We start from the raw sequence: 24,719 nt of genomic DNA on the forward strand, positions 1-24,719 counted from the left end.
CCGCATGATACGCGGGCCAGATACATTAAAACTTTAACAAAACCAGCTTTGCACAATGGCAAGCCAGCGCCAAGCCTTAACTTATACGGGCATGCTGGCAATTTCCTGATAGGCCGCAACCAGCCGATTACGAACTTGCACGGTGGCCTGGAATGCCACGCTGGCCTTCTGCATATCGATCATGACATCGTTAAGCGAAATGTTCGGGTCGCCCAACTGAAACGCCTTGGCTTGCGTCGTAGCGGAGTTTTGCATTTGCGCTACCCGCTGCAAAGAGCGCTGAAGCTCGTTTGCAAAGCCGCCTGGTTCGATAGCCGACGCACCATTATTGGCCGGCTGTGCCTGGGCCGTCTGGGCAACAGACCGCATTTGGGCCAGAACGTTTTCTATTGCAGAATATTGTTGAATAGCCATGACAAAAATTTTGATGATCGACACGCAGGTCTTAGTGGATTTAATGTAACCTGATACCGTCAAACCAAAGACCGACAATAAACGGACATATCCCCGGCTTTTCCGGCGTTTCAAATCCAAACAAGATTTGTTCCTAGCGATCAAAGCATTACAAGAACAAATAAATGAACGCAACAGCCTAAACTTTGCCAACACATTGCCGTTAGAGCGAAAAGACACCCAAAAGCGGTGCTTTTCGGCGCTTGCGACTCCCCTCAGACAAGTAATAATCGACGCTCTGATTATTAACGTCTAATCGAATGCGTAACTTGCACTCTGCCCGATCAACCGCTTTACCCGCAGCACAAGTGTGTCGTCCCCGAGGTCTTCAATGAGCCAGGCCGCCGCTTTGTTGGCTCGTTTCCCCATGCTGTCAAAGTTGGGCGCTATCCCCAAGCCTGCGCTGATCGGTGCCGTATCGGTGCTAGTCGCGCTTGTTGTGGTGGCCTTTCTGTGGTCACGCCCGCCCGAATACCGTACATTGTTTTCAAACCTTGAAGACCGCGACGGCGGTGCCATTATCACGGCACTGACGCAAATGAACGTACAGTACCGAATTTCGGACAACGGCACGTCGATCATGGTGCCAGCCGATATGGTGCATCGCACCCGCCTGCAACTTGCCGAACAGGGCTTGCCGCGTGCGGGCGGCGCGGGTTTCGAGCTACTCGACAACACCCGATTCGGGGCCAGCCAGTTTACCGAGCAAATCACCTACCAACGCGCCCTTGAGGGCGAGCTGGCCAGCTCGGTCGAAGCAGTTCATGCGGTCCAGTCGGCACGCGTACACCTTGCGCTGCCGCGCGAAAGCCTGTTTGTGCGCGACCGCCAGCCCCCTACCGCATCGGTATTGGTCACGCTGTACCCAGGTCGCTCACTCAGTGAAGCCCAGGTTGCCGCCATCACCTGGCTGGTTTCGTCCAGCGTTCCCAACCTCACCTCTGACAGCGTTTCCATCGTCGATCAAAATGGTCGACTACTCACTTCCCCCTCCGGCGAAGCCGGCCTGGAGAACTCTCGCCGGTCTTTGGTCAACGACATCGAACAGCGAACCGTTCAGCGGATCATGACACTACTGACCCCCCTGGTGGGTGCCGGTAACGTCAGGGCGCAGGCCAGCGCCGATGTCGACTTTTCGGTGCGCGAGCAAACCTCCGAAGTTTATCGTCCCAATCAGAACCCGGGCGAAGCGGCCGTACGCAGCGAGCAGCGCAGTGCCGCCGACCAATTCGATAGCCTTCCGCCCACTGGCGTACCGGGCGCACTCACGAACCAGCCGCCCGCCAACGCCGCTGCGCCTATTGTTGTTCCTCCCGGCGACAACCCGAACGCGCAACCGGGCAACAACGCTAATGCAGCTGCAAATCAAGATAACGCTCAGGGTACCGACGGCGGCCCCGCCAATATCCGACGTGACTCAACCATCAATTACGAAGTCGACCGCACCATCAGTCACATCAAAGACCCGGTCGGCAAACTGCGCCGGTTGTCTGTCGCCGTTGTCGTCAACTACCAGCCCAATGCCGAAGGCGAATACGCTCCCTTGCCACAGGAAACGCTCGACAGCCTGAACAGCCTGGTGCGCGACGCCATGGGCTACTCGGTCGATCGCGGTGACACCGTCAGCGTCATCAACAGCCCGTTCAACGAAAACACCACCGTTACGCCGCCGGTCTGGAAAGACCCCGAATATCACGCACTGGCGCTCAAAGGGCTTGAATACCTGCTCATTGCCATCGCCCTGTTCATTGTCTGGCGCAAGATCGGCAAGCCAGCCATCGACAGCCTGACTGCCAAGCGCGAACAGGTCGCTGCTCTGGCCGGGGCTGCCGGCACCCAACCCGAAGGCGAAGATGCTGTACTGAAACGCGCATCCGAAATCACACGCTACGAAGACCTCCTGAAGGCGGCACGCGAATTGGCCGAGAAAGACCCACGCGCTGTCGCCATGGTCTTGCGCTCATGGATGGAAAAAAATGGCAAACCTTGAAGACCCCTCTGAACGCTGTGCCATTCTGGTGATGTCGCTGGGCGAAGACGCGGCGGCCGAGGTATTCAAACACCTCTCACCACCCGAAATCCAGCAGATCAGTAGTTCAATGGCCGGCATCAAACAGCTCACGCGCAGCGATGTCGACAAAGTTTTGGCCGACTTCCGCCAAGAAGCCGACCAGTTCATGGCGGTCAGCCTGGGCTCTGAAGACTACATCCGCTCGGTGCTGACAAAAGCGCTGGGTACCGATCGGGCGGCCGGCCTGATCGAAGACATCCTCGACGCCGAGGCCGGCGCCGGGGGTATCGACGCGCTTAACTGGCTGGATGCCGCCAGCGTTGCCGAACTCGTCGCCGACGAGCACCCGCAGATCATCGCTACCATCCTGGTTCACCTGCAGCGCGACCGAGCATCCTCGGTCCTAGAGTTGCTTAACGAGCGCCTACGCAACGACGTCATGCTGCGTATTGCCACGTTTGGCGGGGTACAGCCCGCCGCCTTGGCCGAACTGACTGACGTACTGAATAATTTGCTGTCCGGCCAGGGTGCAAAACGCAGCAAGCTGGGTGGTGTACGTACGGCAGCAGAGATCCTCAACTTCATGACATCGTCGGAAGAAGATGCAGTCATGAACAATCTGCGCGAACTCGATGCCGATCTGGCCCAACGCATCAGCGAGGAAATGTTCGTTTTCGAGAACCTCGTGGACATCGAAGATACGGCTATCCAGCTTATTCTCAAAGAAATCAACACCGACAGCCTCACCATTGCACTCAAGGGCGCCCCCGAAGAGCTGCGCGAAAAGTTCCTGGGCAACATGTCCAATCGCGCCTCCGAAATGCTACGCGACGACCTGGAAGCGCAAGGTCCTGTCCGCATGTCCAAGGTCGAAGAAGCCCAGAAAGGTATTCTGGCTGTGGCACGCCGTCTGGCCGAAACAGGCCAGATCAGCCTGACACGCCTGGGCAACGACGAGTATGTCTGACACCAATCACGATCACAACGACCCTGGCACGTGGCAGCGCTGGGAAATGACTGACCTGGGCAACGGCAAACCTACAGCGTCCGCCCCAGGTGGTCGTCTGGCGCGCCGCTTGGCCGAAGAAAAAACCGCTCAAAAAGCCACCTCCGCTCGACAGCCGGTTAAGGCTACCAACGATATCCCAGAAGATGTCGTCGCCCAGGTCGCCCGAATCGGGCAAGAGGCGCGCGAGCGAGCTGTTCAGGAAGGCCGTGAAGCCGGACTGAAACAGGGGCACGCGGAAGGCTTTGCTGCGGGCAAGGCCGAAGGCCTGAAAAGCGGCCATGACGAAGGGTTTCAGGCTGGGCACCGCGAAGGCTACGAGAAAGGGCTGGCCGAAGGTCGCGCCATCAGCGCAACCGAGGTCGGTCAGATCCAAAGCGTAGCCCAGTCTTGCGCGGCATCTGTCAACGCACTTAATAATCAGGTGGCCGAATCACTGGTTGATTTGGCCCTGAACATTGCCAGACAAGTGATCCGCTCGACCATAGCGGCCTCACCGGAAGCCATCCTCGATACCGTACGCGATATCCTCGCCACCGATAGCGGCGAAGGCAAAGGGCTCATGCGTTTGCGCATGCACCCCGAAGACCTGACGCTGGTCAAACGTCATTTGTCAGACGACCCTCGCATGCATCATTGGCATCTCGAAGCCGACCCTCGAATCGAACGCGGTGGTTGCTACGCCGAGACTTCGCTAGGCGATATCGATGCTACGCTGAAAACCCGCTGGGAGCGTATTGCTGGCACCCTGCGCGAAGCTCCGGCCTGGGACACGGGCAATGACTGAAGCCAAGTCTGCTCTACCTCAAATGGCCGCACGCTGGAGCAATCGACTGCAAAATGCGTCTCGCCGAATCTCGACGATTGAATCCTGGAATGCCAGCGGACGGGTCACCCGTGCGACGGGTATGGTGCTTGAGGCAACAGGCCTGCGACTAGCCGTGGGCGCCGCCTGCAAAATCGAAATTTCCCCCCGGCACAACCATTGGGCAGACGCAGAGGTCGTGGGCTTTCATGGCAACACACTTTACCTGATGCCGCAAAGCGACATTTCCGGTTTGCCGCCCGGAGCCCGTATAGTCCCAGGTGAAACCACCGTCGTTCAGATCGACGATCGCTCTCCCGAGGAGGCGGACGAAACCCCGCTAACGTCGCAGGCCCGACACTTGCCGGTAGGCGATGCCCTGTTGGGCCGGGTACTTGACGCCGCCGGGCGCCCGCTTGACGGCTTAGGGCCCGTCAACCACGTCTCGCAAGCATCGCTCAACGCGCACACCATCAACCCTCTGGCGCGGGCCCCCATCGATACGGTGCTCGACGTTGGCGTGCGCGCCATCAACGGGCTGCTTACCGTTGGGCGCGGTCAGCGCATGGGGCTGTTTGCAGGTTCAGGGGTCGGCAAAAGCGTATTGCTAGGCATGATGGCGCGCTACACTGCGGCCGACGTGATTGTGGTGGGCCTGATCGGCGAACGGGGCCGAGAAGTTAAAGAGTTTATTGAACACAATCTTGGGCCCGAAGGCCGTAAGCGCGCCGTTGTCGTTGCTGCGCCGGCCGACGTGTCGCCACTGCTGCGCATGCAAGGCGCCGTATACGCTACCCGGTTAGCAGAGTACTTTCGTGATCAGGGTAAAAATGTATTGCTGATCATGGACTCACTGACCCGCTACGCCATGGCGCAACGAGAAATCGCCCTGGCCATTGGCGAACCGCCAGCCACCAAAGGATACCCACCTTCAGTATTTGCCAAACTACCGGCGCTGGTTGAGCGCGCGGGTAACGGTGCCCCTGTCGGGGACAAGCCCGCAGGTTCTATTACCGCGTTTTACACCGTTCTGACCGAAGGCGATGACCAGCAAGACCCGATCGCCGATTCGGCGCGCGCCATTCTTGATGGCCATATCGTGCTGTCGCGAAAGCTGGCAGAAGCCGGCCATTACCCAGCCATCGATATCGAAGCGTCGATATCCCGCGTCATGAACGCCATTGTGCCCCAGTCACAATTCAGCATGGTGCATCAGTTCAAGCAAATGCTGTCGCGTTACCAGCGCAACCGCGACCTTATTGCCGTGGGCGCTTACCGCCAGGGTAACGACCCAAAAATTGACGAAGCTATCGAAAAATACCCGTGGCTTGAAGCTTATTTGCAGCAGAGCCTTAACAGCCGGATCGACTACACGCGGGCCAGCAAAGAGCTGGCCGGCCTGCTTGGCCACCCGGCCAGTGGAGATGTAAATGGCAAAGCATAACCCCATGCACACGCTCATTGACCTGACTCAGAACCAGGCCAACGAGACAGCACGACAATTGCAGAACCTGAATGCGTCGCGAGACGACGCCCAGGCGCAGCTGTCTACACTGCACGTTTACCGACAAGATTATGTTGACCGCCTTGAAAAAGCCACAGCATCTGGCATATCGGCGGCGAACTATCACAATTTTAGGCAGTTTATCGCCACTTTGGATGAGGCCATTTCGCAGCAAAATAAGATAGTGGCCCAGCTCGACCAAAAACTCGAACAGGGCAAGCAGCGGTGGTTCGACCACAAACGCCAGCTCACATCGTATGAAACCCTGTTGTCGCGCCAGGAGCAAGAGCGTATCCAGCAAAACAACCGGAAAGAACAAATCATGACCGACGAACTATCCAGCATCCAGTTTCGTCGTCATCACAACACCCATTAACAGGGTAAAGCCATGAACGCACAAAATCCGGCCTCGGTACTTAATATGATTTCTGCGCCGCCAGCAGTGGCCAGCCAGTCATCGCCCGACGCCAATGCCAACGGCCCCCGTTTCTCCGAAGTCCTGGGTTCGCAAAAAGCAGCCCAGGCGCCGGCCAAAAAGCCGGCGCAAAGCAACGACAACGCCTCGGCCCAAAAAAATGCGGCCGCCCAGGGCAGTCAGAGCAACAACGGGGCAAAAAGCACCCAAGATAGCAACAGCCAAAGCACAGACGGTACCGATGGTGCCCAATCAAGCAAACCGGACGGCGCTCAAACAAATCAAGACGCCCTGGCAACCGCCGACGATGCCGCCCAAGCCGCCCCCGCACCGGGCACCGAAACGGCCGCAGCCATGTCTAGCCTTGCCCTGGCCGTGGCCCAGGTGCAACTGGCCGCCCGCAGCGCGCAAGTCGACGCCGATAGCGTCAAAGCCGCTCGTAGCGCAAGCGCGGTCGACGCAGACTCCATTACCCTAGCATCACAATCGCAGCGCACACCCGCGCTAACCGAAGAAGGCCTGCCTGGTAACACCGCGCGACTGAACGATGCCAACCTGGTTAGCGCTGCTGCCGCGCGTCAGTCTGAAGCACGCGAAGCAACGCAGCGTTTTTCGCTGACTAACGTCGGCACCGACACAGCCGACTCAATCGAACGCAATTCCGCCGACACTATCTTGCGTTCGCAATCGGCACGCGAAACCAACACCAACAAAGCAGGTGCGGCCATCACACTGGCCGACGTGGGCCAACGCGCCGATCATCTCGACAAGCAAGCACGCCTTAACGCCAGTGCACGTGATGTTTTGGCCAACAAGATTGCACAAAGCCAGGGCACTGCCGAAACAACGACGGCAACTCGGGTTGCCGTCGCCGAGTTCAATACCAACGCCGCCGATACACGCAGTATCGAGCCGCTTGCGTTAAGCAGCACCCCGCAAACTGGCGCCATGGCCACACCTGGGCAGCTAACCGCATCGGGGGCACCTGCATCCGGGGCCTCGCTCGTCGTCGCAACACCGCTTGGGCACCCACAGTGGGGCAACAACTTCAGCCAGCAGGTATCGCAAGTCAGCCAGTCGCTTAAAAACGGCCTGCAATCGATCGAATTGCGCCTCGACCCACCCGATCTTGGCCCTATTCGGATTTCCATCAATATCAACGACGGCGTGGCCCAGGCCATGTTTGTTTCGCCTCACGCAGCGGTGCGCTCTGCGGTTGAAAACGCACTGCCGCAGTTGCAGCAACAAATGGCACAAGCGGGTATTTCACTGGGTCAAACATCTGTCAGCGATCAGGGTCAGGGCCAACAACAGGCAGAAAACGGTAATAATTCGGGGCGCGCCGGGCTGTCCGGCACCGCGCTGAGCTCAGGCGCAACGCTTGATCAACCCGACACTGCGCTGGCATCACGCCCCCAAAGCACGCATAATGGTCAGGTTGATACATTTGCCTGATTAATACGTTAAAAAGCCGACCCTTAACCGATGAAACTGCTGAAACTTGCGTTACTTGTTATTGCGATCATGGCGGTCACCCTGGGTGCCACCTTCTATTTCCTGAACGCGTCCGGCATGCTGGGCGCGCCTGCAAACAGCACCGAAGTGGTCGAAGCCAAACCCCCAGCCAAACCCATTTTCCTGCCACTTGATCCTTTCACAGTAACGTTGCGCGACAATCATAGTTCGCGCATTCTGTATGTTGAAATCACGTTGCGCGTCGACGACGAAGCCTCGCGTGAACACCTGCGCGAGTACATGCCCGAAGTTCGCAACCGCGTTATTTCAGAGCTTACAAAAAACACCCCAAGTTATGTTCAGGCCAATGAAGGTCGTAATCAGCTGGCGGCCGATATCGTCGCTTCGCTGACACAACCCTACTTCCCGAATCCCAATCAGCCCAAAATTTCCAACGTGCTTTTCACCGCGTTCGTCATCCAGTAAATGTCGTATTCGAACTTTCTATCTCAGGATGAGGTTGATGCCATCCTGGCCACGGTCTCCGGCGAAGAAACTCCCGTTTCGCCGTCGTCCGACGACGCGCGCACGGGGGTCAGACCCTACGACTTAAGCTCACCCGACCGTGTCGTGCGTCATCGTATGCACACGCTCGAGCTCATTCACGAGCGTTTTGCTCGCCGTTTGCGCACCGTGTTGCTCAACTTCATGCGACGCAACGCCGACATCACTGTCTCGGCCATCAAAATCCAGAAGTACTCCGACTTCGAACGCAACCTGCCTGTGCCGGCCAACCTTAATATGGTTGCCCTCAAGCCGCTGCGCGGCACGGCGTTGTTCACCTTCGATCCAAATCTGGTGTTTCTGATCATCGACAGCCTGTTTGGCGGTAGCGGTCGTTACAACACCCGCATCGAAGGACGCGACTTCACCACCACCGAGCAACGCATTATTGGCCGTTTGCTGAACGCAACACTCGATTGCTACAAAAGCTGCTGGGAAAACATCTACCCGCTTGAGCTCGAATACATCCGATCCGAGATGTACGCCAAGTTCGCAAGCATCACCAGCGGCAACGAAGTCGTTGTCGTGTGCTCGTTCAACATCGAACTGGGCGCATCGGGCGGCAACCTGAATATTTGCCTGCCCTATTCCATGATCGAGCCCATTCGCGACGTGCTGTCTCGCCCGCTGCAAGACTCGTCATCTGACGCGGTCGACCGTCGCTGGACAAACCAGCGCGCCAACGAAGTTCGCAGTGCCGACGTCGAAATGGTCGCCGAATTCGGTCAGATCCAAAGCACAATCGGCGAACTCATGCGTATGAAGATCAACGACGTTCTGCCTCTCGAACTGTCCCCCACTATTACTGCCCATGTGGGCGGCGTCCCGGTCCTCGAATGCAGCTACGGTACATTCAATAACCGTTACGCACTGCGTGTACAGAAAGTTCTGGCACCGATAGAACACGAATTAACCCGAGCAAGACACCATGACTGATCCGACTCAAGATCCCGATAAAGAAAACGCAGCCACCAACGGTCTGTCCGACCAAGACCCTACACAGGCCGGCGGTTTGTCAGAAGAACTTGACGACGACTGGGCCGCTGCGCTGTCTGAACAAGCGGCAGCCTCACGTGGTCCTACTCAGGCCGATGGCTTGCAAGACGACATGGACGACTGGGCTGCTGCGCTGGCAGAACAAACTGCCGCCACGCCATCAGGCGTTGCCGAAGACCAGGACAAGCCAGGCTCAACTGCAGGCAACGCCTTTTCATCGCCCGCACCCACGGCAACGCCGGCGACACAACAGGTCTTCCAGCCGCTCATTGGTTCGGGTAGTGGTGGCAACAGCGATATCGACCTTATCATGGACATCCCCGTCCAGCTTTCGGTCGAACTCGGGCGCACCAAGCTCACGATCAAAAATATCTTGCAACTGGGACAAGGTTCGGTCGTCGAGCTCGACGGCCTGGCCGGCGAGCCCATGGATATTTTCGTCAATGGCTACCTGATTGCTCAGGGCGAAGTTGTTGTGGTCGATGACAAGTACGGCATTCGTCTTACCGACATCATTACGCCGTCCGACCGTCTGCACCGACTCAACAGCCGCCGTTAAACCCATGAATGCGCCCGAAGTCCTGCAGCCGATTCTGGCTCTGCTATTCATTCTGGCGTTGATTTTGGGCGGTGCCTGGCTCGCCCGACGGGCCGGCCTTATTCGTGGCCGTAGCCAGCAAGACATCAAGGTTGTCAGCTCATACAGCCTTGGCGGCCGCGGCTTTATTACCATTGTCGAGGTCGAAGACACCCGATTGGTGCTGGGCGTAACGCCTCAGAACATTTCGTTATTGCATACGCTGCCGCCAGCAAACAGCGCGCGCCAAGACGCCGGCACGCCAAAAGACACAGTATGAACGCGCCCCTACAGTCTGCCTGCACCACACCCTCGTTCAGAGTGTCTTTAAAAGCATTGATTTTGGTTGCCCTGTTCATTTTGGGCAGTACCTTCGCCATCGGTGCAGCCGCACAAGGCATGCCCGCGTTTATAGCCACGCCAGGGGCCAACGGCGAACAAACCTATTCCCTCAGCCTGCAAACCCTGTTGCTGCTGACCATGATGTCGTTCCTGCCGGCCATGTTACTCATGATGACCGGTTTCACACGCGTCATTATTGTGCTGGGTCTGCTGCGTAATGCCATGGGTACCGGTGCGTCGCCCCCCAACTCGGTATTGATTGGTCTGGCATTGTTTCTGACCTTGTTTGCAATGGCACCGGTTTTCGATCAAATCTACGAACAGGCCTACCTGCCCCTAAGCACCGGCGACCTGTCTTTCGAGGCTGCCTTGCAGGCCGGATCACGGCCCCTGCACGCCTTTATGCTCAGCCACACTCGCGAAACCGACCTGTCGCTCTTTGCCAATATGGCCAACATTGGCGACATTCAAACCCCACAAGATGTCCCGCTACGGGTACTTGTACCTGCTTTCGTCACCAGCGAATTAAAAACCGCGTTCCAGATCGGCTTCACCATTTTCATTCCATTCCTGATCATTGACCTGGTCGTTGCCAGTGTTTTGATGGCCTTGGGTATGATGATGGTACCGCCAGTAACCATTTCGTTGCCGTTCAAACTCATGCTGTTTGTACTGGCTGATGGCTGGCACCTTTTGCTGGGTTCGTTGGCCCGCAGCTTTTCTCAATAGCACAACGCAAGGCAAGCTCAATGACTGCTGAAACCGTCATGTCGATGACCTACGTGGCAATGCAAGTCGCTCTGATGATGGCGGGCCCGCTGCTATTCGTAACACTGGTGGTCGGTTTGGTCATCAGTATTTTCCAGGCAGCCACACAAATCAACGAAATGACACTGTCATTTATTCCGAAGCTGCTGGCCGTTGGCGCTACGCTCGTGTTGCTTGGACCCTGGCTGATCAGTGTGATGGTCGATTACATCCGTCAACTCATCCTGTCATTGCCCGGGCTGGCCGGCTAGCCGCAGCCCCCGCGCCATGGTCTCCATCGAAGTCGATCAGCTATACACTTGGCTAAACGCCTTTCTGTGGCCGTTTGTTCGACTGCTGGCATTTTTAAGTACTGCACCACTACTGGGCGAATCCTCGATTCCCACGCGGGCCAAAGTCGGGCTCGCCGCGTTCCTGTCCATCATCATAGCGCCGACGCTACCCACCCCACCTGCCATTTCACCGGCATCGTACGAGGGGTTGTTCATCACGCTTCAGCAGTTTCTTATTGGCACCATACTGGGCCTGGTGATGCGCATCGTATTTGCCGCCGTGCAAACCGCGGGCGAATTCATCGGACTACAAATGGGGTTGTCGTTCGCCTCGTTCTTCGACCCGCAAACTGGCGCCAATACAGCAGTGCTGGCGCGCCTGATGAACATGATCGCCATGCTGCTGTTCCTGGCGGTCAACGGCCACCTGCTCATGTTGGCCGGCCTCATACGCAGCTTCGATCTGCTGCCCATCAGTTCAACCCCTATCCAGTCAACTGGGCTAGGTGTGCTGTTTGACTGGTCGGCCCAAGTCATGATTTCGGGGATGCTGTTGGCCTTGCCACTGATTATTGTGTTGTTATCTATCAGCCTGGCGCTCGGCATCCTGAATCGTACCGCTCAGCAGCTGTCGGTTTTTGCCGTTGGCTTTCCCATTAGCTTGCTGGTCGGGCTAATTTTGCTGTGGGTTGTGCTGCCGCAAATTGCCCCGTTCGTTCAACAGTTATTTGACTCGGGGTATGACGCGATGGGCCGCGTCATTAACGCGCTATAGCCGAACACGCAGCCGCTGGTTTGGCCTCACGCCTACACCAAATCGGTCACGTCGGGAACCTGACCCCGACGGCGCCTTTATCAAATTAGTATGTTCCCCGAACCGGGTAGGTCACCGACTTGGAATGCAACGGTTGCTCTAGCTCGGGATTAGGTTGCGGCACCGGCGATGGCGGCGGCGGCATAGGCGTGCTGACTTTTACCGGCGTTGGCTGGATTGTGGCGCTCATGGTGGGGTCATCGTAAACCTGGCCATGCGCCGGCATTTTTTGGCCACCGGGCTGAGTCAGCACGTTCACGCTATCAACCACACGCTCAAACCGCCCGTCAGGGCTAAACCGCAACATCACTTCTTGCCGAAAATAAATAGCATCGGTCAGCACTGAGTTTTTGTTCGCCCATCGGGCGATCATGGTGCCGTTAAGCTGCGAATAAGTGTTTTCCGGCTCCGACCCTAACATTTCGACAGCCTGGGCGTAAGTCGTTTGACCGGGCACAAAATTGGCTAGCGCCATGCTGTTGAATGAACGGCCGGTTGTAGAACAGGCCACCAATAGCGCCGACACCGAAAATACCGTCCATCGGCATATCTGAGTAAAACGTTGTTTGACTGACATTCAGAACTCTTCCCAATCGTCTTCGCGATGGCTTTCGTTGGTACCGCTGCTCACGTAACGTGCAGGGGTAGGAGGCACTGCTCGCGACGCGCCCGCATCGGACTCTGAACCAGTAACCGACCCGCGCGGATTAAGCGTTGCATCGCTATCGCGTGTTGCGGATGCCGCCGTTAACGACGAGGCTGGCTTACGCGCGATCGCCTGGTTTCGAGGGGTACTTGAGGCTGTCCCGGCGCCCGCTGTCGTTCCAGAAACAGCTGGCCGAGCCCTACCCCCGGTCAATGCCGGTGCTGCAGACCCTGTCGCCTGCCGAGCCGCCCCTGCAGACAACTTGGGTGCATTTACCTGGGCTGTCGCGCGCTCGTTCTTTACTGTCGACGCGTGCGCCGACGCGACATCAACGACGGCCCCCTGCTCGACTTGAAAGCCCAACAGCGCGGTACTGACTTTATTTACCCGACCATCAAGATCTGCAGCGACTTCGGTCGAGCGATGCACCAATTGCGCGTTCTGACGCGTCATACCGTCCATCTGGCCAATCGCCTGATTAATCTGGTCGATACCTTCGGCCTGCTCGGTGGTTGCGGCGGAAATCTCGCCCATGATGTCGGTAACACGCGCCACGGAAGTAACAATTTCCTCCATGGTCGCACCAGCACGCTCAACCTGACCCGAACCTTCGGTCACTTTCTTGACCGAATCTTCGATGAGGTCTTTAATTTCTTTGGCCGCATGCGCACTGCGCTGAGCCAGCGCACGCACCTCAGAAGCCACCACGGCAAAGCCCTTACCCTGTTCACCGGCTCGGGCGGCTTCAACGGCGGCATTTAGCGCCAGAATATTAGTCTGAAAGGCGATACTGTCAATAACGCCAACGATATCTGCAATTTTGTGCGAACTGGTCGAAATGCCGTGCATAGTTGCCACTACTTCACCAACCGCATCACCACCGCGCTGCGCGACCTGCGACGCAGTTACGGCTAGTTGGTTTGCCTGGCGCGCATGATCTGCATTTTGCCTGACAGTGCCTGACAACTGCTGAATACTTGACGCTGTTTGTTCGAGGGCAGTGGCTTGCTGCTCGGTACGCGAGGTCAGGTCGGAATTGCTAGAGACCAGTTGCTTGATGTCGTGATTGATATAACTGACACCTTCACGCACGGTACCCACGGCGTTGCTCCAGGCATCTTGAAGCGCCTTTGCGTTAGCAAACATCTGGCCAGGCTCGTCGGTGCTGCGTACCGAAATTTTATTCGTGAGGTTCCCTTGTGCCAGATTAGCCAGCAATGCCGCCATATGCTGCATTGGATCGGTTGCCTTGCGCACTACGGTCAGGTAAGTCAGCAGCGCCAAGAGCACCGCAAGTACAGCAACCATCATAAAAACATAAGTCGCCTGCTCTTGGCGCTGAACCAATGCGGCAGAAGCTGACCGTGCTTCAGAGGCTGACGGCATGGCATACCAACCCATTGCCACGGCCAGCAGCGTTAGCGCCAGCATAAAAAACAGCAACAATGCCAAACGTGTTTTCACCTGCAATTGCGCGCGCATGTTTTTTTATATCTCGATGAAAAAGTAAAAGGAAACCGCAAATAACGCGTACTGAAAAGGGCGCCTGATGCGCCCTTTGATGCTTATCAGTTGTTCATATTGAACAAACTGGTCGCCTGAATTTTCTTGAAGGCCATTGACGCCGCCTCGAGCGCTGCAGTACGCAACTGGAGCTGCGCCGTCGCCTCGTAGTAGTCAACGTTTTCGAGACGCGACAGATCTTGTGCGTAACTTAAACCGCGCAGGCTGGCGTTATCGTCGATGGCGGCGATTTCGGCCATACGCGTACCCACCGACGAACGCACGGTGAGCACCTGATCATAGACCACATCGACGCGCTGCATGGTGGACGCGAGCACGTTACTGAACATGGCACGCGCGGCAGGATCGGCTACAGTAGGCCGCTCGAGGGCCGCAATCATGGCGTCGATGGAATCAAAAATATTCAGGTTCGCTGGAGCCTCTACGGGCTTGACCGTAAAGGCGTCACCACTGACCGGTACGCCAGACAACGCCACTTGCATGCCTCCCCCCAGGTCTAGCGGATTGCCGCTGGCAGAATCGTATTGAAGCGTCGTGGATACTGGCGGTGTACCGTTATCGGTCACGGTGTAATCATAAATACCCGAACCCGGGGCGGTTTCGGCCCCAAAAACAACGGACAGTTCGCTGCTGACATTGGCCCCGGCTGGGTCAGTAACCTGCGGTTTGCCCAGGGTTACGCCACCCGACCAGCCGGCCGATGCAGCCGCCACATGAGGGTTGCTCAGGAATACGGGTTCGACACGGAAGGTATCGCCGTCGGCTGGAACGCCCGAGAACTTAACCTGCACGCCACCCGGCAAATCGAGCGAGGCGTTTTCAGCCGAATAGTTAACCGGTGTTGAGGGGCCCGAAAGGACATTACCATCAGCATCAAACACCTGAAAACTGTACTGCATGGTGCCATCGGCAGCTTCGGAAAAGTCGATTTGAAACGACTCGCCCACATAGGCGCCTTTGGGGTTGGTGATAATGGGCGATTCAATAACCCCGGTACCGGTATTGCCCAGGTCGGCCATGGTGATGTAATCGCGTGCACCCGGAGCAGCACTCATGAAGATTTCGCGACCGGAGTCAGCAGAGTCGAGCTGGCGGGTTTGATCGATCTGAATCAAACGGCGGCCTTCGTCGCCCTGATAGGAAACAGCACCAGTTGAGCCGGCGACAAAGGGCGGACGGCTACCGGCATGCCCGGAAAACAGATATTGCCCACTGCCATCGGTGGCGTTAGCCAAACCCAGCAGGTTGTCTTTGGCGTTTGAGAGCACATTGGCCAGCACCGTACGGTCGGCGTCGGAAAGCGTACCGTTACCCGCTTCGACCAGCCGGGTCTTAATACCTTGCAATAACGACGACACCGAATTCAGCGTGTTTTCTTCAGTTGCCAAGGCTGTTTTGGCCACTTGGCGATTTTCGGTATAGCGCGCATTCAGAGATTGCGACTGCGCAATATTGATGGTTTGAGCGGCCGCCAAGGGGTCGTCAGACGGCGTGATCATGCGCTTGCCCGTACCGATTTGCTGATACAAATGCATCAGGTCGGCTTGCTGGGTGTTGATGGTTTTTACACCGGTCTGGAAAAACAAAGATGAACTGATACGCATGACGACCGCCTATAAATCGGGGACTGTAATTGCTACCACTAACCCAAAACCTAAATTACTGCTTCAGACCCAACAGGGTGTCGAACAGCGTACCGCTGATATCGATAAGCCGTGAGGCCGCCCGAAACTGCTCTTGATAGCGTTCGAGATTGACGTACTCTTCGTTGAGGTTGACGCCTGAAACGGCCTGCTGTGCAGAAAAGTTTTGCTGCACCAGCGTAGATTGCGCCTTTTGTGACGTAATGTTTTGCTGGGTTTGAACACCGATATTGTTGACGATCTGCGAAAACGATTCGTTCAGGCTCATGGTGCCCTGCCCCAACGTTTTTTTGGTTTGCAGTTGAGCCATCGCCAGCGCATTAGCGTTATCGGCGTCACCTGCGTCGGTACCGGCCGCAGCAAACCGCGCAGGGTCATTTAGTGTCAAGCCGAGGTCTGATGCCGCGTTGCGAGTGGGCGTCAACGACCAGACGTCGCCGGCAACCGGCGCGCCCGAAGTAGACGAAAAGTTAATTTCGAGGCCATCGATAACCTGAGGAAAACCGCTGCTGTCCCCCTTATAGGCCAGCGAGCCCTCGGGGACACGAACCACCGAGTAATTGGTGCCATCGTAGGCTATTTGATAGTCTTGCGCCGTCAGCTGGCTGGCGTCGGAAAACGTAGCCGTGAATGCAGCCGTACCTTTGTTGGTAACTGCCGCCCCCACAACGGGTTGACGCATGGAAAAGACTTCGCCACCCGGGTTGCCATTTTGATCAAAGCCTTGCGCGTGCGCCTGATTAACCGACATGGCCAAGCCCACCGCCATACGTCCCAGGTCGTTCTGGATAGGGTCGAGCGTTTCGGAACGATACTGCATGAGGCCGCCCAAAGCACCGCCGCGGATGTACTGATCGTCGATTTCGACTTGGGTGGTTTTGTTGTTGCCCACCGGCATGGTGTACGAAACCACCGTACGTTTAGGGTCGTTGTCGGACGGCTTGGCCGTAAGCGGGTACATCGTGTCGGCGCTCAGCAATACTTGCCCGCTGCCAAACGACAACCCAAATCGATCGCCTTGTTCGATAACAGTAACGCCCACCAGCTTATTTAGTTCAGCCACAGCCTGATCGCGCTGATCGAGCAGATCGTTAGGCGCAGCGCCTGCGCCGGCAGCCTTAGCCGTCACAATTTGCTGGTTGAAACCGTGAATGCGTTCGACGTAACTATTGATCTGGCGCACCGTCGTGCTGATTTGCGTATTCAGGTTATTGCGCTGGTCGTCAAGGAATGCGTTGGCATCATTGATTTGACCCACAAGACTCGAAGCGCGGCCCAGCAGCTCTTTACGGGCGGCCGGATCAGCAGGCGCCGATGCCACGGCCTGAATGCCGTCAAAAAACTTTTGCAGCGCCGGTGAAATGCCTACCGTGCGATCGGCAAACAGATTATTGATTTGCTTAATCTCGGTACCGTAAGACGCAAGCTCGGACTCTTTGCTTTGCGAATTGACCAACTGACGATACAAAAAGTTGTCGTAGGCGCGCTCAATGGAGTCGGTTTTCACGCCCATGCCGATATACCCACGCCCCATGCTCTGAGCACCCGCCGTCGAAACATTGACCGACTGACGGTTATAGCCATCGGTATTGGCGTTATTGATGTTGTGGCCGGTGGTCTGGAGACGGTTTTGTGCAACATTGATGCCCGACAGACCCAGATTCGCTAAATTCATTGAGGTTCCACTAAGAAAACAGGGTAAATAACCTTACGTCAGGTTAACGGCCGGAATCGCCAAATGTTTAGCGCCTTAACCGGGGGTTACCGAAGAAGTCGGGTTAGCACGCGCTACCTGCTTCGGCCCCAGACGATCGTCTAGGTAACCCATGATAGAAATGAGCTTGTCTGCGTATTTTGGATCAGTTGCATAACCCGCCTGCTGGATCCTTACCGCCGCCGCTTCGGCATTGGGCGCCGTCATCACCTCGCTGTAGCGCTCGGACTGGCTGATCAAGCGCGCATAGTCGGCAAATGATTCGGCATACGAGTTGTAGGCCCGGAATGGCTGCACCATTTTTTGCGGCTGGCCGTCGACGTACTCGGTGGTGGTGATATTCACGACTTTGCCAGTCCAGTTTGACGTAGCCTTGATACCGAACAGGTTATAGCTGTTACTGCCATCTTCGCCGCGGATTTCACGCCGCCCCCACCCCGATTCGAGCGCAGCCTGGCTAAGAATCAATTTAGCCGGAATACCGCTGCTTTCCGCGGCCTGGCGCGCAGCACCGCCCAATTTCGCCACGAACTCTTCTATGTGAGCGGGCGAACCTTTAATGGCCGTATACAAGGCTTCGGTTGTGGCCTTAGCCTGCTTGGCTACGGGCGTATTGCCCAACAGTTGGAGCAAATCGGTAATTGAATCAAATTTATTTGGCGACCCTACGCCCGATGACTGCAGCGCCGCAGCGGCGGCCAGACCACGATCGTGCGGCAAACGCGGATCGACCGCGGGCTGCATTTCGCCCCGCATTTGCGACAGCAAAGCTTGAGCCAGGCCCAACCCCGATTTGGCCAGCGTCTGCGCCGATTGCTCATCGGACAAGCTCTGAGCCAAACGCGTTTGATCGCTGTCGAAAATACCTTCGATACCTGGTGTCGAGGCGCGGGCCTGCTTGAGCATTTGCTGGATGAACAAGGCCTCGAACTGCTGGGCAACCTCTTCCTGCGCTTTGGGATCGAGCGCGCCCATGCCCTGCACATCGCCACGCAAACGGTTCAGATGATTCATGTCCATCGAGGACACTTGATCGGCAGGACGAGGCAGATAAAGCGGTGCGTTCATGGCAGTCAAACGTCAGATGATTTCAAGATCGGCGCGCAGAGCGCCCGCGCTTTTGAGTGTTTGCAGTATCGACAGCAAATCTTGAGGTGTCGCCCCCAAGGCATTCAACGCACTAACGACATCAGCCAGGCGGGCACTCGTTTTTACCCGCTTGATGCTGCCACTGTCGGTGCGCATCTCGATTTGGGTGCTTTCGGTCACCACCGTTTCGCCGCCGGCAAAGGGCGTGTCGGGCTGGTTGACCTGCTGCTGGCTGCTGATAGCAACAGACAGGTTTCCGTAGGCAATCGCAGCTTCTTCGATGGTTACCGTACGGTTCATGACCACAGATCCGGTACGCGCATTAATAATGACTTTTGCACGGGCAGGCGGCAAGGCCACTTGAATATTTTCGATTTGCGACAGGAACAAGGCCTGACGCTCAGGATCGGTGGGGCCCCTCAGCTGAACCAAACGCCCATCAAGCACAGACGCGGTACCAGCGCCCAGCTTGCGGTTAACCGCAGACGCCACGTTTTGCGCAATACCAAAATCAGTGGTGTTCAGTTCGAGGTTGATGAAGCCATCGCGAATAAATGTCGTGGGCACCCCGCGCTCGACGATCGCGCCATCGGGAATCGTACCGCCATTCAGCTGATTAACCTGCACACTGGACCCACCCGATTGCGCACCTGCGCCACCTACAAGCAAATTACCTTGGGCAATAGCGTAAACCTGGCCATTGGCGCCTTTGAGAGGCGTCATCAACAACGTGCCACCACGCAAGCTTTTGGCATTGCCCATCGAAGAAACAACGACATCGACAGCCTGCCCTGGGCGGGCAAAGGCGGGCAAACGCGCCGTTACCATCACAGCGGCCACGTTTTTAATCTGCATATTGGTGCCCTGGGGTACGGTCACACCAAGCTGGGACAACATGTTCGTAAGACTTTGCTGCGTAAAAGGCGACTGACGCACCTGATCGCCACTACCGTCCAGGCCCACCACCAAACCGTAACCAATCAACTGGTTCTCACGGACGCCTTGTATTGAAGCCAGATCTTTGATGCGATCAGCCTGGGCCGGCACCATCAGCACCAGCGCCAACACGGCAAAGAAATATTTAAGAAATTTCATACGTATGACCGAGAGAGATTAGAACGGCGAAATGTTGAGGAAGAAACGCTGCAACCAGCCCATTTCCTGAACCTCATCCATACGACCCTTGCTGCGATACTCGATTTTGGCGTCAGCAACTTGCGTAGAAGGCACCGTACCCGCGCCAGAGATAGAGCGCGGGTCGACAACACCAGAAAACCGGATGTACTCAGACCCACGGTTAATGGCAATTTGCTTCTCGCCGGCGATTTGTAAATTGCCGTTAGGCAACACGCCTATAACGGTTGTGGTCAACGTACCGGAGAATGTATTGTTGGCCTGGCTAGACCCCCTGCCTTCGGCATCGTTGTTGCCGCCCATGTTGAAATTTTGCTGCGGGCCAATATTGGAAGGCAAAATTGCCGGCGCCAGCTCAATGCCTAAGCCGGCGCTGCCAGAGCGACTGGACTCGGTCGCTACGCTTTTGGCAGCGTTGGTGCGCTCTTGAATGATGATCGTGACGATATCACCCACATTGCGCGGACGACGGTCTTCGAACAACGGGTAATTACCATACGCCGTCGGTTGATAGATCGAGCCGTTGGGCTCGGGCATGACCGTATTCATGGGAGGCGGCGGCGCCGTGAGCGGCCCCGTAACAATAGGCTCAGGTGGCACAAGTGCACAACCCTGAACCAGAACAGCCACTGCCGCTACCACATACCCACGAAAACCACGAAGCAACATCGATATTCCAGACCAATAAAATTACAGCTGAGTCAAGCGAGCAAGCATCTGGTCGGATGTCTGGATAGCTTTACTGTTCATTTCGTATGCACGCTGCGACGTAATCATGTTCACGAGCTCTTCGGCTACGTTGACGTTCGACGTTTCAACATAGTTTTGCATCAGCAAACCCGCACCATCCAAGCCAGGCTGAGCAAAGTTGCCCGGGCCAGAGGCATCGGTTTCGGCGTAGAGGTTTTCGCCCAAGCTTTGCAAGCCAGTGGGGTTGATGAACGTCGTCAGCTGAATTTGACCGACTTCGACGCTAGCACCGACGGCACCAGGCTGCGTGATGGATACGGTGCCATCGCGGGCAATACTGACGCTCAGCGCATTGTCGGGAATGTTGATGGGCGGCTGTACCGGGTAGCCGCCCGCCGTCACTAACTGACCGTTCTGATCAACTTGCAAGCTGCCGTCACGCGTGTAGGCAAATGTACCGTCAGGCATTTCGACCTGCAAAAAGCCACGACCCTGAATAGCCACATCGAGCTGGTTACCGGTTTCGCGCATATTGCCTTGCGAATGGATGCGCTCGGTGGCAACGGTACGCACACCGGTACCCAACTGCATACCCGAAGGCAGCTGGTTGGCGGCACCCACCTGCGCGCCCGGCTGGCGAATGGTTTGGTACATCAGGTCTTCGAACACCGCGCGGCTGCGCTTAAAACCAGAGGTGTTGACGTTAGCCAGGTTGTTTGAAATGACATCGAGATTGGTCTGTTGAGCTTCAAGACCTGTCTTGGCAATCCATAACGAACGAATCATTGTTTTTCCTTTGGGGCGAGATTTGCGTCGCCCTGCTTTACATTAACCGTTGCTCGACAAAATGCTGTTAGCGCGCTCGGCGTTACGATCAGCATCTTGAATAATCTGCATCTGCATCTCGAACATGCGGCCGTTACGAATCAGGCCGATCATGGTTTCGGCAGCGCTGACGTTGCTTTTCTCGACAAAGCCAGACACCATGCGCACCGCAGGGTCTGCCGGTGCAGCCGCGGGGCCATTGCCCTGGTCGAAGCGGAACAGGCCGTCGTCGCCGCGCTGCATGGCCTGCGCTGGTGGGTTGACCAACTTGAGCTGACCAATAACTTGAATGTCGGCGGGGTTGTCACCTGCACCCAGCGCGGTAATTGAGCCATCAGACGTAAACGTAATGCTGCCGCGCTCGGGCACCTCGATGGGCGCGCCGTCGTTAGACAACATCACATGACCGGCTTGGTTAACCAACTGGTTGTTTTGGTTGACCGCAAGATCACCGGCACGCGTGTAGGCCTCTTGACCATTAGGGCCCCGCACAGCAAACCAGCCGTCTCCCATAACCGCTACATCAAGCGCATGACCGGTTTCGGTCATGGCGCCTTGCCCAAAATTACTGCCCGGGGTTGATGCAATGGTCGCGACTCGGGTGGGCGAGGTATTTTCGGCATTGATGGGAACAGCGCGGTAATTAACGAGCTGTTCACGAAAGCCAGAGGTAGCCACGTTGGCCATGTTGTTGCTGAGCACCGACTGCTGCTCAAGCACCTTAGCCGCCCCACCCGCTGCGATATACGCAATACGATCCATAACTTAAGCCGATTAGCGCATCGAGATCAGATTCTGGACGATCTGATCCTGGGTTTTGATGGTTTGTGCGTTAGCTTGATAGAAGCGCTGAGCAATAATCATGCGCACCAATTCCTGGCTAAGGTCGACGTTGGAGTCTTCGACCGCCTGCCCTTTGATGCTTGCCAGACCATTAGTACCAGGACGGCCCACGATAGGCTGACCCGACGCGCCGGTTTCTACCCAAGCGTTGTCGCCCGAAGGTTTGAGACCATTCAAGTTATTAAAGTTTGCCAGAGCCACGTAACCAGTGGTGCGCATTTCGCCGTTGGTATAGCTGGCAATTACCGCGCCGTCTGTACCGATAGAGATGCCGGCATATTCGCCCGTGGGGTAACCACTGGGGGTAAACGTATAGGAGAACGCGCCGCTGAACGATGTGGATTTGTCGTAATCAAAGGCGAGTTCCAAATCGGCAGCAGGCGCTGTAAGCCCGCCAACATTGGTAATGTTGAGCGTGTTCTGCTGGCCAGACACCAACTGACCACTTTCCGAGAAGCGCATCTGGTGCGGTGCGGTGGGGTTGATGACATTACCATCCATGGCATAGTAGACGTCCCAGGCGGTTTGGCCCGCATCCGATTCGCGCTTGACGAAATACTGAATGAACTGGTGGGAATTACCCAGCGAGTCGTAAGCCGTTAACGGCAACGAGTGGGTATAGCTGTTGGCGTCGGTAGTGCTGAACGGACGGGCAACGATGCCGTCGGTTTCGCCGACCGATTTAATTGCTGCGGTGTCGGCAGGTGCGACTGCATTACCAGCCACTGCGAACGGACCTACTGATCCTGTACCGGCGGCATCATTTGCAAAATTATAATTACCATCGGCAAGCGTCGCTGGCGAACCGTCCGCATTGCTCCATGACAAGATAGCGCCAGAGGCACTATCCATACGATAACGGTATTGATTCCAAGTCGTCCCCCCATCGCTACTGGCATACACCAGCCCGATGGTATCGCCTTGTTCGTACACAATGTTGGCGTTTGCGTTCAGGTTGGTCATCGTCGCAATATCGGTGGTTGCAGACGGAGGCAAGTTACCCAGGGGTACCTGAAGCGGCGCCATATCATCGCCAATCAGGCCAAAACCGGTAAGACGCTGGCCTTGTGCATTGACAATAAAGTTCTTTTCGTCGGCAAAGAACTGACCGTTACGGGTATACAGAATATTGCCGTTGGGGTCCTCGACACGGAACAAGCCCTTCATGCCGTCGATGGCCAGGTCGAGCTGGTTACCCGTGTTTGTGATGGAACCCACCGTAAAACGCTGGTTGACAGCGGCCAGCTTGACCCCCAGACCGACCTGCGAATTGGCGTAGACGTCGGAGAACACCACCGACGACGACTTGAAGCCGACTGTGCCCGCGTTGGCAATGTTGTTGCCAATGACGTCGAGCTCTTGTGCAGCAGCATTCAGACCGCTTAAACCTTGACCGAAACCCATGATTCTTCCTTGTCCTGACCGTTAACTTAACGAATGAATTACATAATTTTGCGAATGTCGAACAGCGAGCGTGACCCCACAAGACCGAGGTCGAGCCGCACGCCGTCGGAGGCATACGCAACACTTGAAACCTTGCCGTACGTGAGTGCTTCACTGCTGACCGCTACGCCTTCGGCGCCTGTGGCGGCAACCTGCACCGAATAGGCGCCATCGGCCACCGGCTGACCGGCGTCGTCCAGGCCGTCCCACTCCATGGAGAGCACGCCTGAGGGTGTGGCACCCAGTTCGATAGTGCGCACTGCACGGCCGCTGCCGTCTTGAATGGTGACAACAACCTTTTGAGCGGACGAAATAAGATCGACCCCGAACGGTGTCGCCACTTTGACCGTTTCGCCATCGACCTGCGAGCTGCCCAAGGAAATCTTATTGCCCGTGACCAGGACGCCCTTGCCAATCAGACTGGCAGCCTGCATGGACTGGGTCATGTCGAGCTGACCAGACAACGCCAGCAACGTATTGTTCAGCTGTGTAATGCCGTTTACCGTCTCGAGCTGCGCCAATTGCGAAGTGAACTGCGCATTGTCCATTGGGCTTAAAGGATCTTGGTTACGCAACTGCGTCACCAACAAGGTCATGAACTGATTCTTGGCGTCTTCGGCCCGCTTGTTTGCTGCCGCATTTGCTGCAAACATAGAGGCCGAATCAACGGCATTACTGGTAGGATTCACTGTAGCCACGGTTCAATCTCCGTATCGGGGCCAGGCATCACCGCCTGGCCATTAAAACTGTTACTGACCAATCGACAACGTACGATTCATCAGGCTTTTGGCCGTATTGATGACTTCGACGTTGGCCTGGTAAGAGCGCGACGCTGAAAGCATATTGACGGTTTCTGCAACGACATCGACATTAGGCAAGGTGACGTAACCGTCGGCGTTGGCCAATGGGTTTTTGGGGTCGTATTGCATGCGCGGGGCTGCGTTGCTTTCGATGACACGAGACACCTGCACACCACCCACCGCTGCCGCACGGCCGGCATTTTGGCCGCCCTGCGGCACCATTTCGAAGACAACCTGACGGGCCTTGTAGGGCTGGCCGTCGGGGCCGGCGACGCTGTCGGCGTTGGCCAAATTACTGGCCGAAACGTTCATGCGTTGCGACTGGGCGGTAAGCGCCGAGCCGGCGATCTGAAAAAGACTTAACGAAGACATGACTTAATAACCCT

General features: G+C 56.5%; 26 protein-coding genes. 13 read left to right on the forward strand and 13 right to left on the reverse strand.

The genetic code is table 11. The features are described 5' to 3' along the window. Nucleotides 1-81: 81 nt before the first annotated feature. Nucleotides 82-414: a flagellar hook-basal body complex protein FliE gene (fliE, locus tag CHR62_RS09535; protein ID WP_123660787.1), complete on the reverse strand. Its 333-nt coding sequence runs from the start codon at nt 412-414 to the stop codon at nt 82-84. Between the two features lie 370 nt (nt 415-784). Between fliE and fliF the strand changes: the two genes are divergently transcribed. Genes fliF through fliR form a run of 13 tightly spaced genes read left to right on the forward strand, consistent with a single transcriptional unit; the run spans nt 785 to nt 11,943 of the window. After that, nucleotides 785-2,443 carry a flagellar basal-body MS-ring/collar protein FliF gene (gene fliF, locus CHR62_RS09540; RefSeq protein ID WP_093970450.1) on the forward strand — a complete coding sequence of 553 codons (1,659 nt, stop codon included), beginning with the start codon at nt 785-787 and terminating at the stop codon, nt 2,441-2,443. After that, nucleotides 2,430-3,431: a flagellar motor switch protein FliG gene (gene fliG, locus CHR62_RS09545; protein WP_093970451.1), complete on the forward strand. Its 1,002-nt coding sequence runs from the start codon at nt 2,430-2,432 to the stop codon at nt 3,429-3,431. Before fliF ends, fliG begins: the two co-directional genes overlap by 14 nt. Then, the gene (gene fliH, locus CHR62_RS09550; protein WP_093970452.1) at nt 3,424-4,257 is read left to right on the forward strand and encodes a flagellar assembly protein FliH; all 834 of its coding nucleotides are present in this window, start codon (nt 3,424-3,426) and stop codon (nt 4,255-4,257) included. The genes fliG and fliH overlap by 8 nt, the downstream gene beginning before the upstream one ends. Further along, complete coding sequence (gene fliI / locus CHR62_RS09555; protein ID WP_093970453.1) at nt 4,250-5,719, forward strand: flagellar protein export ATPase FliI; 1,470 nt, start codon at nt 4,250-4,252, stop codon at nt 5,717-5,719. Before fliH ends, fliI begins: the two co-directional genes overlap by 8 nt. Then, entirely contained in the window at nt 5,706-6,155 is a 450-nt protein-coding gene (fliJ, locus tag CHR62_RS09560; protein ID WP_233574944.1) for a flagellar export protein FliJ, read from the forward strand. Before fliI ends, fliJ begins: the two co-directional genes overlap by 14 nt. A 12-nt stretch (nt 6,156-6,167) precedes the next feature. Next, nucleotides 6,168-7,649 (forward strand): flagellar hook-length control protein FliK, encoded by a 1,482-nt coding sequence (locus CHR62_RS09565; RefSeq protein WP_123660788.1) that lies wholly within the window; start codon nt 6,168-6,170, stop codon nt 7,647-7,649. Between the two features lie 30 nt (nt 7,650-7,679). After that, nucleotides 7,680-8,135 (forward strand): flagellar basal body-associated protein FliL, encoded by a 456-nt coding sequence (fliL, locus tag CHR62_RS09570; RefSeq protein ID WP_123660789.1) that lies wholly within the window; start codon nt 7,680-7,682, stop codon nt 8,133-8,135. Next, on the forward strand, nt 8,136-9,149 hold the full coding sequence (gene fliM / locus CHR62_RS09575; RefSeq protein ID WP_123660790.1) for a flagellar motor switch protein FliM: 1,014 nt from the start codon (nt 8,136-8,138) through the stop codon (nt 9,147-9,149). Then, nucleotides 9,142-9,768 (forward strand): flagellar motor switch protein FliN, encoded by a 627-nt coding sequence (fliN, locus tag CHR62_RS09580; RefSeq protein ID WP_093970458.1) that lies wholly within the window; start codon nt 9,142-9,144, stop codon nt 9,766-9,768. The genes fliM and fliN overlap by 8 nt, the downstream gene beginning before the upstream one ends. Before the next feature lie 4 nt (nt 9,769-9,772). Further along, nucleotides 9,773-10,066: a flagellar biosynthetic protein FliO gene (gene fliO, locus CHR62_RS09585; RefSeq protein WP_158214024.1), complete on the forward strand. Its 294-nt coding sequence runs from the start codon at nt 9,773-9,775 to the stop codon at nt 10,064-10,066. Beyond that, nucleotides 10,063-10,857 (forward strand): flagellar type III secretion system pore protein FliP, encoded by a 795-nt coding sequence (gene fliP, locus CHR62_RS09590; protein WP_093970460.1) that lies wholly within the window; start codon nt 10,063-10,065, stop codon nt 10,855-10,857. The genes fliO and fliP overlap by 4 nt, the downstream gene beginning before the upstream one ends. 20 nt (nt 10,858-10,877) lie before the next feature. Further along, a complete protein-coding gene (gene fliQ, locus CHR62_RS09595; protein WP_093970461.1) occupies nt 10,878-11,147 on the forward strand; it encodes a flagellar biosynthesis protein FliQ in 270 nt (89 codons plus the stop codon). A gap of 16 nt (nt 11,148-11,163) precedes the next feature. Then, nucleotides 11,164-11,943 carry a flagellar biosynthetic protein FliR gene (gene fliR, locus CHR62_RS09600; RefSeq protein ID WP_093970462.1) on the forward strand — a complete coding sequence of 260 codons (780 nt, stop codon included), beginning with the start codon at nt 11,164-11,166 and terminating at the stop codon, nt 11,941-11,943. 85 nt (nt 11,944-12,028) lie between these two features. On the opposite strand, the gene CHR62_RS09605 is transcribed toward fliR, so the two are convergent. The 12 genes from CHR62_RS09605 to flgC all read right to left on the reverse strand — a co-directional run bounded on the left by CHR62_RS09605 (nt 12,029) and on the right by flgC (nt 24,705). Further along, nucleotides 12,029-12,559: a hypothetical protein gene (locus CHR62_RS09605; protein WP_123660791.1), complete on the reverse strand. Its 531-nt coding sequence runs from the start codon at nt 12,557-12,559 to the stop codon at nt 12,029-12,031. Then, nucleotides 12,560-14,092: a methyl-accepting chemotaxis protein gene (locus tag CHR62_RS09610; protein ID WP_233574946.1), complete on the reverse strand. Its 1,533-nt coding sequence runs from the start codon at nt 14,090-14,092 to the stop codon at nt 12,560-12,562. It abuts the gene before it with no gap. A 104-nt stretch (nt 14,093-14,196) separates the two neighbouring features. Continuing rightward, entirely contained in the window at nt 14,197-15,756 is a 1,560-nt protein-coding gene (gene flgL, locus CHR62_RS09615; protein WP_093970465.1) for a flagellar hook-associated protein FlgL, read from the reverse strand. Nucleotides 15,757-15,811: 55 nt separating this feature from the next. Continuing rightward, nucleotides 15,812-17,470: a flagellar hook-associated protein FlgK gene (gene flgK / locus CHR62_RS09620; protein WP_123660793.1), complete on the reverse strand. Its 1,659-nt coding sequence runs from the start codon at nt 17,468-17,470 to the stop codon at nt 15,812-15,814. Between the two features lie 75 nt (nt 17,471-17,545). Next, nucleotides 17,546-18,577 carry a flagellar assembly peptidoglycan hydrolase FlgJ gene (flgJ, locus tag CHR62_RS09625; RefSeq protein WP_123660794.1) on the reverse strand — a complete coding sequence of 344 codons (1,032 nt, stop codon included), beginning with the start codon at nt 18,575-18,577 and terminating at the stop codon, nt 17,546-17,548. Nucleotides 18,578-18,589: 12 nt separating this feature from the next. Beyond that, nucleotides 18,590-19,693, reverse strand: a complete 1,104-nt coding sequence (locus CHR62_RS15685) for a flagellar basal body P-ring protein FlgI (protein ID WP_199722920.1) — start codon at nt 19,691-19,693, stop codon at nt 18,590-18,592. A gap of 18 nt (nt 19,694-19,711) precedes the next feature. Next, nucleotides 19,712-20,401 carry a flagellar basal body L-ring protein FlgH gene (locus CHR62_RS15690; RefSeq protein WP_173862521.1) on the reverse strand — a complete coding sequence of 230 codons (690 nt, stop codon included), beginning with the start codon at nt 20,399-20,401 and terminating at the stop codon, nt 19,712-19,714. 21 nt (nt 20,402-20,422) lie between these two features. Beyond that, nucleotides 20,423-21,208, reverse strand: coding sequence for a flagellar basal-body rod protein FlgG (flgG, locus tag CHR62_RS09635; protein WP_093970468.1), 786 nt, complete (start codon nt 21,206-21,208; stop codon nt 20,423-20,425). A gap of 42 nt (nt 21,209-21,250) precedes the next feature. Beyond that, on the reverse strand, nt 21,251-22,009 hold the full coding sequence (locus tag CHR62_RS09640; protein ID WP_093970469.1) for a flagellar basal body rod protein FlgF: 759 nt from the start codon (nt 22,007-22,009) through the stop codon (nt 21,251-21,253). A 12-nt stretch (nt 22,010-22,021) separates the two neighbouring features. Further along, entirely contained in the window at nt 22,022-23,494 is a 1,473-nt protein-coding gene (locus CHR62_RS09645) for a flagellar hook protein FlgE (RefSeq protein ID WP_123660795.1), read from the reverse strand. 38 nt (nt 23,495-23,532) lie between these two features. Beyond that, nucleotides 23,533-24,231, reverse strand: coding sequence for a flagellar hook capping FlgD N-terminal domain-containing protein (locus CHR62_RS09650; RefSeq protein WP_093970471.1), 699 nt, complete (start codon nt 24,229-24,231; stop codon nt 23,533-23,535). Nucleotides 24,232-24,282: 51 nt separating this feature from the next. Next, nucleotides 24,283-24,705 carry a flagellar basal body rod protein FlgC gene (gene flgC, locus CHR62_RS09655; RefSeq protein ID WP_123660796.1) on the reverse strand — a complete coding sequence of 141 codons (423 nt, stop codon included), beginning with the start codon at nt 24,703-24,705 and terminating at the stop codon, nt 24,283-24,285. Nucleotides 24,706-24,719 lie beyond the last annotated feature (14 nt).

Origin of the sequence: Pusillimonas sp. NJUB218, from assembly GCF_003788685.1 — a bacterium.
Lineage (GTDB): Bacteria > Pseudomonadota > Gammaproteobacteria > Burkholderiales > Burkholderiaceae_B > Neopusillimonas.

Coding starts and splice junctions, on each gene's coding strand:
- fliL (WP_123660789.1), top strand. CDS start 7,680: ATGAAACTGCTGAAACTTGCGTTACTTGTTATTGCGATCATGGCGGTC.
- flgG (WP_093970468.1), bottom strand. CDS start 21,208: ATGATTCGTTCGTTATGGATTGCCAAGACAGGTCTTGAAGCTCAACAG.
- flgK (WP_123660793.1), bottom strand. CDS start 17,470: ATGAATTTAGCGAATCTGGGTCTGTCGGGCATCAATGTTGCACAAAAC.
- fliR (WP_093970462.1), top strand. CDS start 11,164: ATGGTCTCCATCGAAGTCGATCAGCTATACACTTGGCTAAACGCCTTT.
- flgL (WP_093970465.1), bottom strand. CDS start 15,756: ATGCGTATCAGTTCATCTTTGTTTTTCCAGACCGGTGTAAAAACCATC.
- fliQ (WP_093970461.1), top strand. CDS start 10,878: ATGACTGCTGAAACCGTCATGTCGATGACCTACGTGGCAATGCAAGTC.
- CHR62_RS09565 (WP_123660788.1), top strand. CDS start 6,168: ATGAACGCACAAAATCCGGCCTCGGTACTTAATATGATTTCTGCGCCG.
- fliF (WP_093970450.1), top strand. CDS start 785: ATGAGCCAGGCCGCCGCTTTGTTGGCTCGTTTCCCCATGCTGTCAAAG.
- fliE (WP_123660787.1), bottom strand. CDS start 414: ATGGCTATTCAACAATATTCTGCAATAGAAAACGTTCTGGCCCAAATG.
- CHR62_RS15685 (WP_199722920.1), bottom strand. CDS start 19,693: ATGAAATTTCTTAAATATTTCTTTGCCGTGTTGGCGCTGGTGCTGATG.
- CHR62_RS15690 (WP_173862521.1), bottom strand. CDS start 20,401: ATGTTGCTTCGTGGTTTTCGTGGGTATGTGGTAGCGGCAGTGGCTGTT.
- flgC (WP_123660796.1), bottom strand. CDS start 24,705: ATGTCTTCGTTAAGTCTTTTTCAGATCGCCGGCTCGGCGCTTACCGCC.
- fliN (WP_093970458.1), top strand. CDS start 9,142: ATGACTGATCCGACTCAAGATCCCGATAAAGAAAACGCAGCCACCAAC.
- fliP (WP_093970460.1), top strand. CDS start 10,063: ATGAACGCGCCCCTACAGTCTGCCTGCACCACACCCTCGTTCAGAGTG.
- CHR62_RS09645 (WP_123660795.1), bottom strand. CDS start 23,494: ATGGGTTTCGGTCAAGGTTTAAGCGGTCTGAATGCTGCTGCACAAGAG.
- fliM (WP_123660790.1), top strand. CDS start 8,136: ATGTCGTATTCGAACTTTCTATCTCAGGATGAGGTTGATGCCATCCTG.
- fliJ (WP_233574944.1), top strand. CDS start 5,706: ATGGCAAAGCATAACCCCATGCACACGCTCATTGACCTGACTCAGAAC.
- fliI (WP_093970453.1), top strand. CDS start 4,250: ATGACTGAAGCCAAGTCTGCTCTACCTCAAATGGCCGCACGCTGGAGC.
- fliG (WP_093970451.1), top strand. CDS start 2,430: ATGGCAAACCTTGAAGACCCCTCTGAACGCTGTGCCATTCTGGTGATG.
- fliH (WP_093970452.1), top strand. CDS start 3,424: ATGTCTGACACCAATCACGATCACAACGACCCTGGCACGTGGCAGCGC.
- fliO (WP_158214024.1), top strand. CDS start 9,773: ATGAATGCGCCCGAAGTCCTGCAGCCGATTCTGGCTCTGCTATTCATT.
- flgJ (WP_123660794.1), bottom strand. CDS start 18,577: ATGAACGCACCGCTTTATCTGCCTCGTCCTGCCGATCAAGTGTCCTCG.
- CHR62_RS09640 (WP_093970469.1), bottom strand. CDS start 22,009: ATGGATCGTATTGCGTATATCGCAGCGGGTGGGGCGGCTAAGGTGCTT.
- CHR62_RS09605 (WP_123660791.1), bottom strand. CDS start 12,559: ATGTCAGTCAAACAACGTTTTACTCAGATATGCCGATGGACGGTATTT.